The following is a 13,765-nucleotide window of genomic DNA, read 5'->3' as shown; positions in this document are numbered from 1 at the left end:
AGGACAAGTTCCCTAAACCACTGATACGGTCAATACAAACGAAACCACATTAATCTGACATTAACTACTTCGGCGCCAGCTCACGTAAGTGACGAGCGACCGCAATCCACGCACCGATATACCCCAACAATACCGCGCCAAGCAAGAGTGACAGCCCATCGGCGACCGGCACGCCGGCCAGAGCAAAATCGCTGCCGTACAAGCCGGCAAGCCCGACTACCGCGTCGTTCAGCCAGTCAAGGCCAAAAGCCAGCACGCCCCAGGACAAAATCCCGGCACCAAAGCCATAAAGCGCGCCCATGTACAGAAAAGGACGACGCACATAGCTGTCCGTGCCGCCGACCAGTTTAATCACTTCTATCTCGGTGCGACGGTTTTCAATATGAAGACGAATGGTATTACCTATCACCAAAAGTAATGCAGACACCAACAAGACCGTCAGGCCGAACACAAAGCGGTCGCCCAGCTTGAGAATCGCAGCAAGGCGCTCTACCCAGACTAGATCAAGTTGCGCCTGTTGTACCTTCGGCATCTCTGCGAGTTTTTGCCGCAAGGCCTCCAGCGCCGGCTTGTCGACTTCATTAGGCGTCACCAGCACCACGCCAGGCAGCGGGTTTTGCGGCAACTCTTTAAGCGCCTCACCCAGGCCGGATTGCTGCTGAAACTCCTCAAGCGCCTGGTCGCGGCTGATGTACTCGGCGTCCGCCACACCCGGCAGGTTCTTGATGTCGTCGCGCAAGTTCTCGCCGTCTTTGGCGCTGGCGTCGAGGTTCAGGTACAGCGAAATCTGCGCCGCACGCTGCCAGGAACCACCCAGGCGCTCGACATTATTAAGCAGCAGCGACAAACCCATCGGCAGGCTCAGTGCCACGGCCATCACCAGGCAGGTGAAAAAGCTGCCGATGGGCTGCTTGCCCAGGCGGCGCAGGCTGTCGAGCAGGCTGGCGCGATGGCTTTCGATCCAGGCGCGCAGCAGCGTGCTGAAATCCGGGCCATCGTCTTCGTCGCGTTTTTTCTTCTGCGGCTGCGGGTCGGCGGCTTTAGGCGCCACACGCTCGGACACTTTAGGGCTGCGTGTTGCACTCATACGCCGGCCTCCCCATCGCCGATCAGACGGCCGCGTTGCAGGGTCAGCATGCGGTGGCGCATGCGCGCGATCAGCGCCAGGTCGTGACTGGCGATCAGCACGCTGGTGCCCAGGCGATTGATATCTTCGAATACACCCATGATCTCGGCCGCCAGGCGCGGGTCGAGGTTACCGGTAGGTTCGTCCGCCAACAGCAAGGCCGGGCGGTGAACAATGGCGCGGGCGATGCCGACGCGCTGTTGCTGGCCGGTAGACAGGTCGCCCGGATACAGGTCGGTCTTGTCCGACAGCGCCACGCGCTCAAGGGCCGAGTCCACCCGCTTGACGATCTCGGCCTTGGACAGCCCGAGAATCTGCAACGGCAGCGCAATGTTGTTGAACACGGTGCGATCAAACAGCAACTGGTGATTCTGGAACACCACGCCAATCTGACGGCGCAGGAACGGAATCTGTGCATTGCTGATGGTGGCCAGATCCTGACCCGCCAGCAGCAACTTGCCGGTGGTCGGGCGCTCCATGGCCAGCAGCAGTCGCAGCAGCGTACTTTTGCCCGCGCCCGAATGACCGGTTACAAACAAGAATTCGCCGCGACGCACTCGAAAGCTCAGCTCATGCAAGCCCACATGCCCGTTGGCGTAGCGTTTACCGACCTGTTCGAATCGAATCATGAACGCTCCCGCTCGGCGAAAAGTGCCTGTACAAAGGGTTCGGCTTCAAAGGTGCGCAGGTCGTCGATGCCTTCACCGACGCCGATGTAACGAATCGGCAACCCGAACTGTTTGGCCAGGGCGAAGATCACGCCGCCCTTGGCCGTGCCGTCGAGCTTAGTCAATGCCAGGCCGGTGAGTTGCACCGTCTGGTTGAACTGTTTGGCCTGGCTGATGGCGTTCTGGCCGGTGCCGGCGTCAAGCACCAGCAACACCTCGTGCGGCGCATCGGCATCGAGCTTGCTGATGACGCGGCGGACCTTTTTCAACTCTTCCATCAAGTTGTCTTTGGTGTGCAGACGACCGGCGGTATCGGCAATCAATACGTCGATGTTACGGGCCTTGGCGGCTTGCACGGCATCGAAGATGACGGACGCGGAGTCGGCACCGGTGTGCTGGGCGATGACCGGAATTTTGTTGCGCTCACCCCAGACCTGCAGCTGCTCCACGGCGGCGGCGCGGAAGGTGTCGCCGGCGGCGAGCATGACTTTCTTGCCTTCCGACTGCAGCTTTTTGGCCAGCTTGCCGATGGTGGTGGTTTTGCCGGCGCCGTTGACACCGACCACCAGAATCACGAACGGCTTGTTCGGCGTGATCACCAGCGGCGCTTCCACGGGTTTGAGCATCGCAGCCAGCTCAGCCTGCAGCGATTTGTAGAGCGCGTCGGCGTCGGTCAGCTGTTTGCGCGCAACCTTCTGGGTCAGGCTCTGGATGATCACCGCAGTGGCTTCGACGCCCACGTCGGCGGTCAACAGGCGGGTTTCGATGTCTTCCAGCAACTCGTCATCGATGACCTTTTTGCCCAGGAACAGGCTGGCCATGCCTTCGCCGATGCTCGCGCTGGTCTTGCTCAGACCCTGCTTGAGGCGGGCAAAGAAGCCGGTTTTGCTGGTTTCAGCGGCAGGGGCGACCGGCTCCGGTGCAACGGGCGGCTCGATCACGGCAGGCGCGACAACGACGACAGGAGCTGGCGCTGGCTCAACCACTGCCGGCGCAGGCGTTTGGATGACGGCTGGCGCCTCGACCACAACGGCCACCGGCTCGACCACGACCGGAATCGGCGGCGTCACGTGCTCAGCCTGCACATCCTCGACCAGTGCCACAGGCTCCTCGGCAACCGGCAGCTCAAGCCACGGTTTGTGTTCAGGCTCAGGCTCGGGTTCCGGCACTTCCTCAACCACCGGCTGCAACACCGGCTCGGCCATCGGCAACACCACCGGCGCCGGGATTTCAGCGACCGGTTCGGCGTCAACTATAGGTTCGGGAATCGGCTCAGGCTGAACCTGTGGCTGTTCGACGACGGTTTCCTGCGGCTTTTTGCGCAGCCATCCGAACAGGCCTTTTTTCTCGCCAGCCGCAGCTGGGCTCTTCTTGTCGTCGTTGGAACCAAACATGGAGGACGGCTATCTCAAAGTAGCGATGCGCCAGGGCGCCTCGGTAAATAAATTCGATGCAGAACAGACTGCTTTAACGCTTGCTTGTTCATGCGCAACATTCTGCAAGGCGTAAATAAAGGCCTCAACAAATCGTTTCAATAAAGGACTGAAGCGATAAAATCGGCGAAAAGTGGAAGATCATCGGGGAAAACCACCCTCTATTCCAACATTTCTACGACTGGATCCGGGACAAGATGGCCGCCGCAGTGGCCGTCCCTAAATCGGATCAGTATCCTAGCACCTCCTCGCCCGCCGACGCTAAGACCAAGCGGGCAGCCCAACAGGTTTAAAAACGAATGAATGCTCTAGCCCGCCGCGCTGCAGGCCTGCTGCTCAGCACAGTTTGTCTGCCCCTTTCAGCCTTGGCTGCCGACCCACAACCCACCCACGAATTCACCCTGGATAACGGCCTCAAAGTGGTCGTGCGCGAAGATCATCGCGCGCCGGTGGTGGTTTCACAGGTTTGGTACAAGGTTGGTTCGAGCTATGAAACACCCGGCCAGACCGGGTTGTCCCACGCCCTGGAACACATGATGTTCAAGGGCAGTGCCAAAGTCGGCCCCGGCGAAGCCTCGCTGATCCTGCGCGACCTGGGCGCCGAAGAAAACGCCTTCACCAGCGACGACTACACCGCCTACTACCAAGTGCTGGCCCGTGATCGCCTGGGCGTTGCCTTCGAGCTGGAAGCCGACCGCATGGCCAGCCTGCGCCTGCCGGCCGACGAGTTCAGCCGCGAGATCGAGGTGATCAAGGAAGAGCGCCGCCTGCGCACCGACGATAACCCGATGTCCAAGGCCTACGAGCGCTTCAAGGCCATGGCCTACCCGGCCAGCGGCTACCACACGCCGACCATCGGCTGGATGGCGGACCTGGAACGCATGAAAGTCGAAGAGCTGCGTCACTGGTATCAATCCTGGTATGTGCCAAACAACGCCACGCTGGTAGTGGTCGGTGATGTGACCCCGGACGAGGTCAAGAACCTTGCCCAGCGTTATTTCGGCCCTATCCCCAAGCGTGACGTGCCACCCGCGAAAATCCCGCTGGAACTCGCCGAACCCGGCGAACGCCTGCTGACGATGCACGTGCAGACCCAACTGCCGAGCGTGATCCTTGGTTTCAACGTGCCGGGCCTCGCCACCGCCGAAGACAAGCGCTCGGTACAAGCCCTGCGCCTGCTCTCGGCGCTGCTCGATGGCGGCTACAGCGCGCGTATCTCGGAGCAACTGGAGCGCGGTGAAGAGTTGGTGTCCGCCGCCTCGACCAGCTACGACGCCTACACCCGGGGTGACAGCCTGTTCACCCTGACGGCCACGCCGAACCAGCAGAAGAAAAAGACCATTGCCCAAGCCGAAGCCGGCCTGTGGCGCCTGCTGGACGAGTTGAAAGCCAAGCCGCCGACCAGCGAAGAACTGGAGCGTATCCGCGCTCAAGTGATTGCAGGCGTGGTTTACCAGCGTGACTCCATCACCAGCCAGGCAACGGCTATCGGCTCCCTGGAAACCGTCGGCCTGTCCTGGAAACTGATGGACACCGAACTGGCCGACCTGCAAAGCGTGACGCCGGAAGATATCCAGAAAGCCGCACAGACTTATTTCACCCGCGAGCGTTTGAGCGTCGCCCATGTTTTGCCTGAGGAGACCGCTCATGAGTGATCGTAAAAGCAGCCGCCTGATCTTTCCTGGCCTGGTCGTCGTCACCCTGATCGCCGCCAGTGCCGTGTACTTCCTGCGCCCAAGCGAATCCGTCGCCAGCCAGGCCCTGGATAAAGCTGAATCGGCGAACAAACTGCAATCGCTGGCGGAACTGGATGGCAAGGCGCCGACCAACCGCAAGCTCGACGTGCAAACCTGGACCACCGCTGAAGGCGCCAAGGTGCTGTTCGTCGAAGCCCACGAATTGCCGATGTTCGACATGCGCATCCTGTTCGCCGCCGGCAGCAGCCAGGACGGCGACACGCCCGGCCTGGCGCTGCTGACCAATGCGATGCTCAACGAAGGTGTACCGGGCAAGGATGTCAGCCAGATCGCCAGCGGCTTTGAAGGCCTGGGCGCCGACTTCGGCAATGGTGCTTACCGCGACATGGCGCTGGTTTCGCTGCGCAGCCTGAGCGACAGCGACAAGCGCGACGCGGCCCTGGCGCTGTTCGACGATGTGATCGGCAAGCCGACCTTTCCTGCCGATTCCCTGGCGCGGATCAAAAACCAGATCCTCGCAGGCTTTGAATACCAGAAGCAGAACCCGGCCAAGCTGGCCAGCCTTGAGCTGTTCAAGCGCCTGTACGGTGACCATCCTTACGCCCACCCAAGCGAAGGCACGCCCGACAGCATTGCGAAGATTAACCTCGCGCAATTGCAGGCGTTCCACGCCAAGGCGTATGCGGCGGGCAATGCGGTGATTGCAGTGGTCGGTGACCTGACGCGCGTCGAGGCCGAAGCCATGACGGCCAAGGTCTCCGCGTCGTTGCCTAAAGGCCCGGCCCTGGCGAAGATCGCCCAACCGAGCGAACCGCAAGCCGGCCTGAGCCATATCGAGTTCCCGTCCAAGCAGACCCACCTGCTGTTCGCGCAATTGGGCATCGACCGCGCCGATCCGGACTACGCGGCCTTGTCGCTGGGTAACCAGATCCTGGGCGGCGGTGGTTTCGGCACCCGCTTGATGAGCGAAGTGCGTGAAAAACGCGGCCTGACCTACGGTGTGTACTCCGGCTTCTCGCCGATGCAGGTGCGCGGCCCATTCATGATCAACCTGCAGACCCGCGCCGAAATGAGCGGCGGCACATTACGCCTGGTTGAAGACGTGCTGGCCGACTACCTCAAGACCGGCCCGACGCAAAAGGAACTGGACGACGCCAAGCGTGAGCTGGCCGGCAGCTTCCCGCTGTCCACCGCGAGCAACGCCGATATCGTCGGACAGCTGGGCGCCATGGGTTTCTACAACCTGCCGCTGAGCTATCTTGAGGATTTCATGAAACAATCCCAGGCCCTGACCGTAGAGCAGGTCAAGGCTGCAATGAATAAACACTTGAGCGCCGACAAGATGGTCATCGTGACCGCCGGCCCGACGATTGCGCAAAAGCCACTACCGCCCCCCACTGATAAACCTGCCGAGCAGCCGCTCGGGGTTCCGGAGCACTAATGGCCAGTTCATCTCGCCCGAAAAAACCCGTCCACAACGTGCATAACGGTGTGGGCCAACTGCGCATCATTGGCGGTGAATGGGGCAGCCGCAAGCTGAGCTTCCCCGACGTCGTAGGCCTGCGCCCGACGCCGGATCGCGTGCGTGAAACCCTGTTCAACTGGCTTGCGCCGTACATCGGCGGCGCCAAGGTGCTGGACCCGTTCGCCGGCAGCGGCGCGCTGTTCCTGGAGGCGCTGTCCCGTGGCGCGGCCCAGGGTCAGGCGCTGGACGCCAGCAATGTGGCGGTGTCCAGCCTCAAGGAACACCTGGGCACCCTGCGCTGCACCACCGGCCAGGTCCAGACCGCCGACGCGCTGCGCTACCTGGAAACCCAGGCGGCGACTGAATATGACGTGGTGTTTCTCGACCCGCCGTTCAATCAGAACCTGTTGCCGACCGTGTGTGCATTGCTGGAAGAGCGTCAGTGGCTGGCGGCGGATGCGTGGATCTACACTGAAAGTGAAACCGCGCCGTCTACCCTCGGCCTGCCGGGCGCCTGGCGCCTGCACCGCGAGCAGAAGTCCGGCCGGGTGTATTACGCGTTGTGGCACCGCCTGGTCGAAAACGCCGCCTGATGTGTGGCAAGCGGGCTTGCCCCGCGTTGGGCTGCGAAGCGGCCCCAAAACAGTCACCGCATTCACTCTGTCGGATCGCGGTGACTGAGCCGGGGCTGCTGCGCAGCCCAACGCAGGGCAAGCCTGCTCGCCACGTGAAGCCTCGCTTGCCACAACAAGCCTGCTCGCCACAGAGATGTCCATGACCCCTTCCGTCGACCTGTTCAAACCCGCTTTCGGCCTCGGCAACCCACACCTGCAAACGCTGTGGGGGCCGTTGTGGCGTCCCACCACGCATATCGAACGCCAACGCGAACGCTTGTGGCTGGACGACGGCGACTTCCTCGATCTCGACTGGCATGGCCCCCATGACGCGCAAGCGCCATTGGTGCTGGTGCTGCACGGGCTGACCGGCTCGTCCAATTCGCCCTACGTGGCCGGCTTGCAAAAAGTCCTCGCCGCCCAGGGCTGGGCAAGCGCCGCGTTGAACTGGCGCGGGTGCTCGGGTGAGCCCAACCTGCTGGCGCGCAGTTACCACTCGGGCGCCAGCGAAGACCTGGCAGCAGCGATTGCGCATCTGCGCGCCAAGCGACCGTTGGCGCCGCTGTATGCCGTGGGTTATTCGCTGGGCGGCAATGTGCTGCTCAAGCACTTGGGCGAAACCGGCGAAGCCTCGGGGCTGCATGGCGCGGCCGCGGTGTCGGTGCCGTTTCGCCTGGATCAGTGTGCGGATCGCATCGGGCTGGGGTTTTCGCGGGTGTATCAGAAGCACTTTATGCGCGAGATGCTGGCGTATATCCGCGTCAAGCAACGGCGCTTTTTACAGGATGGCCAAGCTGACGGGCTGAAAACCCTCGAGGCACTGGGCTCGCTGGAGAAGATGCGCACGTTTTGGGACTTCGACGGGCGGGTGACGGCGCCGCTGCACGGTTTCCTCAGCGCCGAGGACTATTACCGCCGCGCGTCGAGTCGCTATTACCTGGGCGATATTCGCACGCCGACGCTGATTATCCAGGCGGCCGATGACCCGTTTGTGTTCGCCCACAGCCTGCCGGAGGCCAGCGAACTGTCGGACTGCACAGAGTTTGAGCTGCTGGCCAAGGGTGGGCATGTGGGGTTTGTCGATGGTTCTCTCAGACGCCCGAGCTACTACCTCGAACGCCGAATCCCGCAATGGCTACTGACACAACGCGGTTAAAAAATGTGGGAGCGGGCTTGCTCGCGAAGGCGGTGTATCAGTCACAAATCTATCGACTGACACTCTGCATTCGCGAGCAAGCCCGCTCCCACATTTTGATTGGGTTTGCAGGGCTGGCGGCTTAGTCGCCGGTTGCGATTTGCCGCGCCGGATCGGTAATCCACTCGCTCCACGACCCCGCATACAGCTTGCCCAGCGGGTAACCCGCCAGGCTCAGGGCGAACAGGTTATGGCACGCGGTCACACCCGAACCGCAATACGCCACCAGCTCATCCGGCGAACGGCCCTGCAACTGCGCGGCGAAACGCTGTTTGAGCTGCTCAGTTGGCAGGAAGCGACCGTCACTGCCCAGGTTTTCGCTGAACGCCGCACATTGGGCGCCCGGAATGTGCCCGGCAATCGGGTCGATAGGCTCCACGTCGCCGCGAAAACGCGCTTGGGCGCGGGCATCGATCAAGGTCATGCCCGGTTCGCCGAGGCGTTTTTGCAGGTGTTCGGCGTCCAGCACCAAGTGATTGTCCGGCGAACCGGCAAACGTCCCCGGCTCAACCACGGGCGCGTCCAGGCTCAGCGGGAAGCCGGCCGCGTGCCAGGCCTTGAGGCCTGCGTCCAGAATAAACACGCCATCGCGCTTGCCCAGCCAGGCCAGCAACCACCACGCGCGGGCGGCATAGGCGCCGGGGCCGTCGTCATACAGCACGATGTCCGTGTCGGCATTGATGCCCCAGGCCCGCAGTTGCGCGACCAAGGTGTCCGCCGCCGGCAACGGATGACGCCCGGTCACGCCCTTTGTCACCGCACCGCTGAGGTGGCGTTCCAGGTCGGCATATTGCGCACCTTCGATATGCCCTTCGGCGTAGCTGCAAAGCCCGTAGTCCGGGTCTTCCAGGGCAAAGCGGCAATCCAGGATCACCAGCCCGGCCGCCTTCTGGCGCTCGGCGAGTTGCTGGGGGCTGATCAGTTGGGCAAGCGGCATGACGGACTCCTGTGAACAGATTCGGGAAAGGTCCTACTTCACTTCTTCCAGTGCCTGATTCAACGGCACGTAAAACTCTTTGAACAAAGCGTCTACCGCCTCTTTGGCCTGGGGCGTGACAAACCCCGCCTCCAGCACCAGCACCTGGTACACCCCTCGCTTGATCGCCTCGGCGCTCAAGTGGGCGGAATTTTCATTGGTGGTGCACAGAAATCGCACCCACGAGGTGAGGATGATCCAGGCATTGAGGGTCAGCGCCTCGGTTTGCACCGGGTCCATATTGAGGATGCCGGCATCGACAAACCCTTGATAGATAGCGCCGCCCTGGATCAGGCAACGCTGGGAAAAGCGCCGGTAGCCGGTGGCCAGTTCCGGGTCGCTTTCCAGCAGGTGTTCCAGGTCGCGGTGCAGGAAGCGATAGCGCCACATGCCCGCCAGCACGGCCTGCAGGTAAAAACGCTTGTCTTCGACGGTGACGGCGCGGCCCTGGGGCGGGCGCAGGAAACTGTCCACAAGGGCTTCGTATTCGCGAAACAGCACGGCGATGATCGCCTGCTTGTTGGGGAAGTGGTAGTACAGGTTGCCCGGGGAAATTTCCATGTGGGCGGCAATGTGGTTGGTGCTGACACTGCGCTCGCCCTGCTGGTTAAAAAGCTCCAGGCTGGTTTGCACAATGCGCTCGCTGGTCTTTACTCGTGGTGCCATAGGGGATCAGCTTCTAAACACGTGATGGGGCATCTTACGGCCTATCCTTGTCTGGATAAATCCGCATGTTGCTGCAATGATATTTGACAATTTAGAGCAATGACTCTAAAAATCCAGGCAGACCTATAACAATCGGGAACTGCGCCATGTCTGCCAACGTTGCCTACCTGCAAGATTCCCAGGCGCTGGATCAACTCCAGGACCTTTTCGACGCACAGCGTCGCGCCTATGCCGCCAACCCGATGCCACCGGCGGCGCAGCGCCAACAATGGCTCAAGGCATTGCGCGATGTGCTCAGCGACGAACGCCAGGCCCTGATCGACGCGATCAGCCAGGACTTCAGCCACCGTAGCGCAGACGAAACCCTGTTCGCCGAGTTGATGCCGAGCCTGCATGGCATTCACTACGCCAGCAAACACCTCAAAGGCTGGATGAAACCTTCCCGCCGCGCTGTAGGCATCGCCTTCCAACCGGCATCCGCCAAGGTCATCTATCAACCATTGGGCGTGGTCGGCGTGATCGTGCCGTGGAACTACCCGTTGTATTTGGCCATCGGCCCGTTGGTCGGCGCGTTGGCGGCCGGTAACCGGGTGATGCTCAAGCTCAGCGAATCCACGCCCGCTACGGGTGAACTGCTCAAGGCGCTGCTGGCGAAAATCTTCCCCGAAGACCTGGTGTGCGTGGTGCTGGGCGAGGCCGAAGTGGGCATGGCGTTTTCCAAATTGCGCTTCGATCACCTGCTGTTCACCGGCGCCACCAGCATCGGCAAACACGTGATGCGTGCGGCGGCTGAACACCTGACCCCGGTGACGCTGGAGCTGGGCGGCAAGTCGCCGGCAATAGTCTCCGCCGATGTGCCACTCAAGGACGCCGCCGAGCGTATCGCCTTCGGCAAATGCCTGAATGCCGGGCAAACCTGCGTGGCGCCGGACTACGTGCTGGTGCCCGAAGATCGCATCGAGGGGTTCGTCGAGGCTTACAGCAAGATAGTTCGCGGGTTTTACCCGACCCTGACCGACAACCCGGACTACACCGCCATCATTAATGATCGGCAACAGGCCAGGCTGAATGCCTACGTCAAAGACGCCACCGACAAAGGCGCCACCCTGATCACCTTGTACGACCAAGGCCAGGCACGGCGCATGTCCCACAGCCTATTGCTGAATGTCAGCGATGAAATGACTGTGATGCAGGACGAAATCTTCGGCCCGGTGCTGCCGATCGTGCCGTATCGCGGCATTGATCAGGCCTTTGCCTACGTCAACCAGCGCCCTCGTCCGCTGGCCCTGTATTACTTCGGCTACAACAAGGGCGAGCAGAACCGCGTGCTGCATGAAACCCACTCCGGCGGCGTGTGCCTGAACGACACCCTGCTGCATGTGGCCCAGGATGACATGCCCTTCGGCGGCATCGGACCTTCCGGCATGGGCCACTACCACGGCCACGAAGGGTTCCTCACATTCAGCAAGGCCAAGGGCGTACTGGTGAAACAGCGCCTGAACGCGGCGAAATTGATCTACCCGCCCTATGGCAAGTCGATCCAGAAGTTGATTCAGAAGTTGTTTGTACGCTGATTCCGCCACTCTCGGGACAACAATAATAATGAACCCTAGCCTGACTGAAACACCTGCGCTGTCGCGGCGCGGCGTCTTGAAAATCGGCCTGTGTGCCAGCGCGTTCCTGGCCACTGCCGGGCTGGGCGCCAGCCTCAGCGGCTGTTCCAGCAGCACCCCGGCCAGCGGCTTTGCAATGCTGCGCAGCAGTGACTTGCCGTTCTTGCGCGCGGTGATCCCGGTGCTGCTCGAGGGCGTGGCCAGCGCCCAGGACGTGGTCGCCGGGATTGAAGACACCCTGAAAAAACTCGACTACAGCCTGCAGCACCTGTCGCCGGAGATGTTCAAGCTTACCCAGCAACTGTTCGACGTGCTGGGCATGGGCATCACCCGTGGCCCGCTGACGGGGATCTGGGGCAGTTGGGAAAATGCCAGCAGTGAACAGATCCGCAACTTCCTGCACCGCTGGGAAAACAGCTACCTGAACCTGCTGCGCATGGGTCAGGGCTCGTTGCTCAAGCTGGTGATCATGGCCTGGTACTTCCGCCCGCAATCCTGGGCCCATTGCGGCTACCCCGGCCCGCCGAAGATTTAGGCCTGACAACCCGATTAGAAAATGTGGGAGCTGGCTTGCCTGCGATGGCGGTGTATCAGCGATGAATTGATCGGCAGGCAAACCGCTAACGCAGGCAAGCCAGCTCCCACACTGGTCGCAACTTCGTACAAAAAAAATAAGAGTGCACACCTATGCCCGTACCCGATCTGTTCCGCGACGGCCTGGCCCGCGGCTGGAAAACCCACAATGGCGCCGCACTCGACAGCGACCTGACGCTGGAAGCCGATGTGGTGATCATCGGCAGCGGTGCCGGCGGTGGCACCACTGCCGAAATCCTCAGCGCCGCCGGCTACAAGGTGCTGCTGATCGAAGAGGGCCCGCTCAAGACCAGCAGCGACTTCAAGCTGCTCGAAGACGAGGCCTACGCCAGCCTGTACCAGGAAGGCATTGGCCGCATGAGCAAAGACGGCGCGATAACCATCCTGCAGGGCCGGGCGGTGGGCGGCACCACATTGATCAACTGGACCTCCAGCTTCCGAACGCCGGACGCCACCCTCACCCACTGGGCCAGTGAGTACGCGGTAAAAGGCCACAGCAGCGCCGAGATGGCGCCGTGGTTCGAGAAGATGGAACAGCGCCTGGGCATCGCCCCGTGGGCCATGCCACCGAATGCCAACAATGATGTGATCCGCAAAGGCTGCGAAAAGCTCGGTTACAGCTGGCACGTGATCCCACGCAACGTGCGCGGCTGTTTCAACCTGGGGTATTGCGGCATGGGTTGCCCAGTCAACGCCAAGCAGTCGATGCTGGTGACTACCATTCCGTCCACCCTGGAAAAGGGCGGCGAACTGCTGTATCTCGCCCGCGCAGAACGGCTCAAGTACAGCGGCGACACCATCAGCAGCCTGGAATGCGTGGCCATGGACGAGCGTTGCGTCGCGCCCACCGGTCGCAAGATAACCGTCAAGGCCAGGCATTACGTGCTGTCGGGCGGCGGCATCAACAGCCCGGCGCTGCTGATGCGTTCGGACGCGCCCGACCCGCATTCGCGCGTGGGCAAGCGCACGTTCCTGCATCTGGTGAATTTCTCTGCCGGGCAGTTTGACGAGGTGATCAACCCGTTCTACGGCGCGCCGCAGTCAATTTATTCCGATCACTTCCAGTGGCTGGACGGCACCACCGGCAAAATGTCCTACAAGCTGGAGGCACCGCCCTTGCACCCAGGGTTGGCCAGCACGCTATTCGGCGGTTACGGCACCGGCAACGCGCTGGATATGAGCCAGTTGCCCCATACCCACGCCATGCTTGCCCTTTTACGTGATGGCTTTCATCCCGACAGCCCTGGCGGCACGGTGGAATTACGCGGTGACGGTACGCCGGTTCTCGATTACGCAGTATCGCCCTACGCCTGGGACGGCCTGCGCCGATCCTTCCACAGCATGGCCGAGATCCAGTTCGCGGCGGGCGCCAAGTCGGTCAAGCCGTTGCATCACGACGCGCGTTACGTCAGCACCCTGGCCGAGGCACGCAGCCTGATCGACGGCCTGAGCCTGGAACTGCATCGAACCACCCTGGGCAGCGCCCACGTGATGGGCGGTTGCGCCATGGGCGAAGACCCGAAAAACGCCGTGGCTGACAGCCTCGGTCGCCATCACCAGTTGCGCAATCTGTCGATCCACGATGGCTCGTTATTCCCCACCAGCATTGGGGCTAACCCGCAATTGTCGGTGTATGGATTAACCGCGCAACTGGCGACAGCGTTGGCCGAACGTCTGAAAACAGCGTGAAAAAACAGGTTATTCGCGGTGTCTATAGT

12 protein-coding genes are annotated in these 13,765 nt (G+C 61.7%); 7 read left to right on the top strand and 5 right to left on the bottom strand.

Annotated elements, in window-relative coordinates; all coding sequences use genetic code 11:
- Positions 1-64: 64 nt before the first annotated feature.
- The 3 genes from ftsX to ftsY are packed head-to-tail and all read right to left on the bottom strand — an operon-like array spanning position 65 to position 3,188.
- Positions 65-1,087 (bottom strand): permease-like cell division protein FtsX, encoded by a 1,023-nt coding sequence (gene ftsX / locus ACP7B3_RS11300; protein ID WP_145157743.1) that lies wholly within the window; start codon positions 1,085-1,087, stop codon positions 65-67.
- Positions 1,084-1,755, bottom strand: a complete 672-nt coding sequence (gene ftsE / locus ACP7B3_RS11295; RefSeq protein ID WP_003213784.1) for a cell division ATP-binding protein FtsE — start codon at positions 1,753-1,755, stop codon at positions 1,084-1,086. Before ftsE ends, ftsX begins: the two co-directional genes overlap by 4 nt.
- A complete protein-coding gene (ftsY, locus tag ACP7B3_RS11290; protein WP_426178809.1) occupies positions 1,752-3,188 on the bottom strand; it encodes a signal recognition particle-docking protein FtsY in 1,437 nt (478 codons plus the stop codon). Before ftsY ends, ftsE begins: the two co-directional genes overlap by 4 nt.
- Positions 3,189-3,526: 338 nt before the next feature.
- On the opposite strand from ftsY, the gene ACP7B3_RS11285 reads away from it, so the two are divergent.
- The 4 genes from ACP7B3_RS11285 (at position 3,527) to ACP7B3_RS11270 (ending at position 8,159) form a co-directional block, all read left to right on the top strand.
- On the top strand, positions 3,527-4,882 hold the full coding sequence (locus ACP7B3_RS11285) for a M16 family metallopeptidase (RefSeq protein ID WP_145157749.1): 1,356 nt from the start codon (positions 3,527-3,529) through the stop codon (positions 4,880-4,882).
- The gene (locus ACP7B3_RS11280; RefSeq protein ID WP_426178808.1) at positions 4,875-6,365 is read left to right on the top strand and encodes a M16 family metallopeptidase; all 1,491 of its coding nucleotides are present in this window, start codon (positions 4,875-4,877) and stop codon (positions 6,363-6,365) included. Before ACP7B3_RS11285 ends, ACP7B3_RS11280 begins: the two co-directional genes overlap by 8 nt.
- Positions 6,365-6,982, top strand: a complete 618-nt coding sequence (gene rsmD, locus ACP7B3_RS11275; RefSeq protein ID WP_242199815.1) for a 16S rRNA (guanine(966)-N(2))-methyltransferase RsmD — start codon at positions 6,365-6,367, stop codon at positions 6,980-6,982. The genes ACP7B3_RS11280 and rsmD overlap by 1 nt, the downstream gene beginning before the upstream one ends.
- A gap of 181 nt (positions 6,983-7,163) precedes the next feature.
- A complete protein-coding gene (locus ACP7B3_RS11270) occupies positions 7,164-8,159 on the top strand; it encodes a hydrolase (protein ID WP_426178807.1) in 996 nt (331 codons plus the stop codon).
- A gap of 121 nt (positions 8,160-8,280) precedes the next feature.
- Here ACP7B3_RS11270 and ACP7B3_RS11265 read toward each other — a convergent pair whose 3' ends face one another.
- Both ACP7B3_RS11265 and ACP7B3_RS11260 read right to left on the bottom strand, forming a co-directional pair.
- On the bottom strand, positions 8,281-9,135 hold the full coding sequence (locus tag ACP7B3_RS11265; protein WP_426178806.1) for a sulfurtransferase: 855 nt from the start codon (positions 9,133-9,135) through the stop codon (positions 8,281-8,283).
- 33 nt (positions 9,136-9,168) lie between these two features.
- Entirely contained in the window at positions 9,169-9,840 is a 672-nt protein-coding gene (locus tag ACP7B3_RS11260) for a TetR/AcrR family transcriptional regulator (RefSeq protein WP_025859550.1), read from the bottom strand.
- A 146-nt stretch (positions 9,841-9,986) separates the two neighbouring features.
- On the opposite strand from ACP7B3_RS11260, the gene ACP7B3_RS11255 reads away from it, so the two are divergent.
- From ACP7B3_RS11255 to ACP7B3_RS11245, 3 genes are all read left to right on the top strand, one after another.
- Positions 9,987-11,414: a coniferyl aldehyde dehydrogenase gene (locus tag ACP7B3_RS11255; protein WP_426178805.1), complete on the top strand. Its 1,428-nt coding sequence runs from the start codon at positions 9,987-9,989 to the stop codon at positions 11,412-11,414.
- A 28-nt stretch (positions 11,415-11,442) separates the two neighbouring features.
- Positions 11,443-11,988, top strand: a complete 546-nt coding sequence (locus ACP7B3_RS11250; protein WP_145157765.1) for a twin-arginine translocation pathway signal protein — start codon at positions 11,443-11,445, stop codon at positions 11,986-11,988.
- Positions 11,989-12,140: 152 nt separating this feature from the next.
- Complete coding sequence (locus ACP7B3_RS11245) at positions 12,141-13,736, top strand: GMC family oxidoreductase N-terminal domain-containing protein (RefSeq protein ID WP_426178804.1); 1,596 nt, start codon at positions 12,141-12,143, stop codon at positions 13,734-13,736.
- Positions 13,737-13,765 lie beyond the last annotated feature (29 nt).

Source organism: Pseudomonas sp. TWRC1-2 (assembly GCF_049896685.1).
In the GTDB taxonomy this organism is placed as follows: domain Bacteria; phylum Pseudomonadota; class Gammaproteobacteria; order Pseudomonadales; family Pseudomonadaceae; genus Aquipseudomonas.
This window is presented reverse-complemented; position numbering and strand designations above follow the sequence as displayed.

What these genes read in the sequence shown, in the direction of transcription:
- ftsX (WP_145157743.1), bottom strand. Translation starts at nt 1,087, where the DNA reads ATGAGTGCAACACGCAGCCCTAAAGTGTCCGAGCGTGTGGCGCCTAAA.
- ftsE (WP_003213784.1), bottom strand. Translation starts at nt 1,755, where the DNA reads ATGATTCGATTCGAACAGGTCGGTAAACGCTACGCCAACGGGCATGTG.
- ftsY (WP_426178809.1), bottom strand. Translation starts at nt 3,188, where the DNA reads ATGTTTGGTTCCAACGACGACAAGAAGAGCCCAGCTGCGGCTGGCGAG.
- ACP7B3_RS11285 (WP_145157749.1), top strand. Translation starts at nt 3,527, where the DNA reads ATGAATGCTCTAGCCCGCCGCGCTGCAGGCCTGCTGCTCAGCACAGTT.
- ACP7B3_RS11280 (WP_426178808.1), top strand. Translation starts at nt 4,875, where the DNA reads ATGAGTGATCGTAAAAGCAGCCGCCTGATCTTTCCTGGCCTGGTCGTC.
- rsmD (WP_242199815.1), top strand. Translation starts at nt 6,365, where the DNA reads ATGGCCAGTTCATCTCGCCCGAAAAAACCCGTCCACAACGTGCATAAC.
- ACP7B3_RS11270 (WP_426178807.1), top strand. Translation starts at nt 7,164, where the DNA reads ATGACCCCTTCCGTCGACCTGTTCAAACCCGCTTTCGGCCTCGGCAAC.
- ACP7B3_RS11265 (WP_426178806.1), bottom strand. Translation starts at nt 9,135, where the DNA reads ATGCCGCTTGCCCAACTGATCAGCCCCCAGCAACTCGCCGAGCGCCAG.
- ACP7B3_RS11260 (WP_025859550.1), bottom strand. Translation starts at nt 9,840, where the DNA reads ATGGCACCACGAGTAAAGACCAGCGAGCGCATTGTGCAAACCAGCCTG.
- ACP7B3_RS11255 (WP_426178805.1), top strand. Translation starts at nt 9,987, where the DNA reads ATGTCTGCCAACGTTGCCTACCTGCAAGATTCCCAGGCGCTGGATCAA.
- ACP7B3_RS11250 (WP_145157765.1), top strand. Translation starts at nt 11,443, where the DNA reads ATGAACCCTAGCCTGACTGAAACACCTGCGCTGTCGCGGCGCGGCGTC.
- ACP7B3_RS11245 (WP_426178804.1), top strand. Translation starts at nt 12,141, where the DNA reads ATGCCCGTACCCGATCTGTTCCGCGACGGCCTGGCCCGCGGCTGGAAA.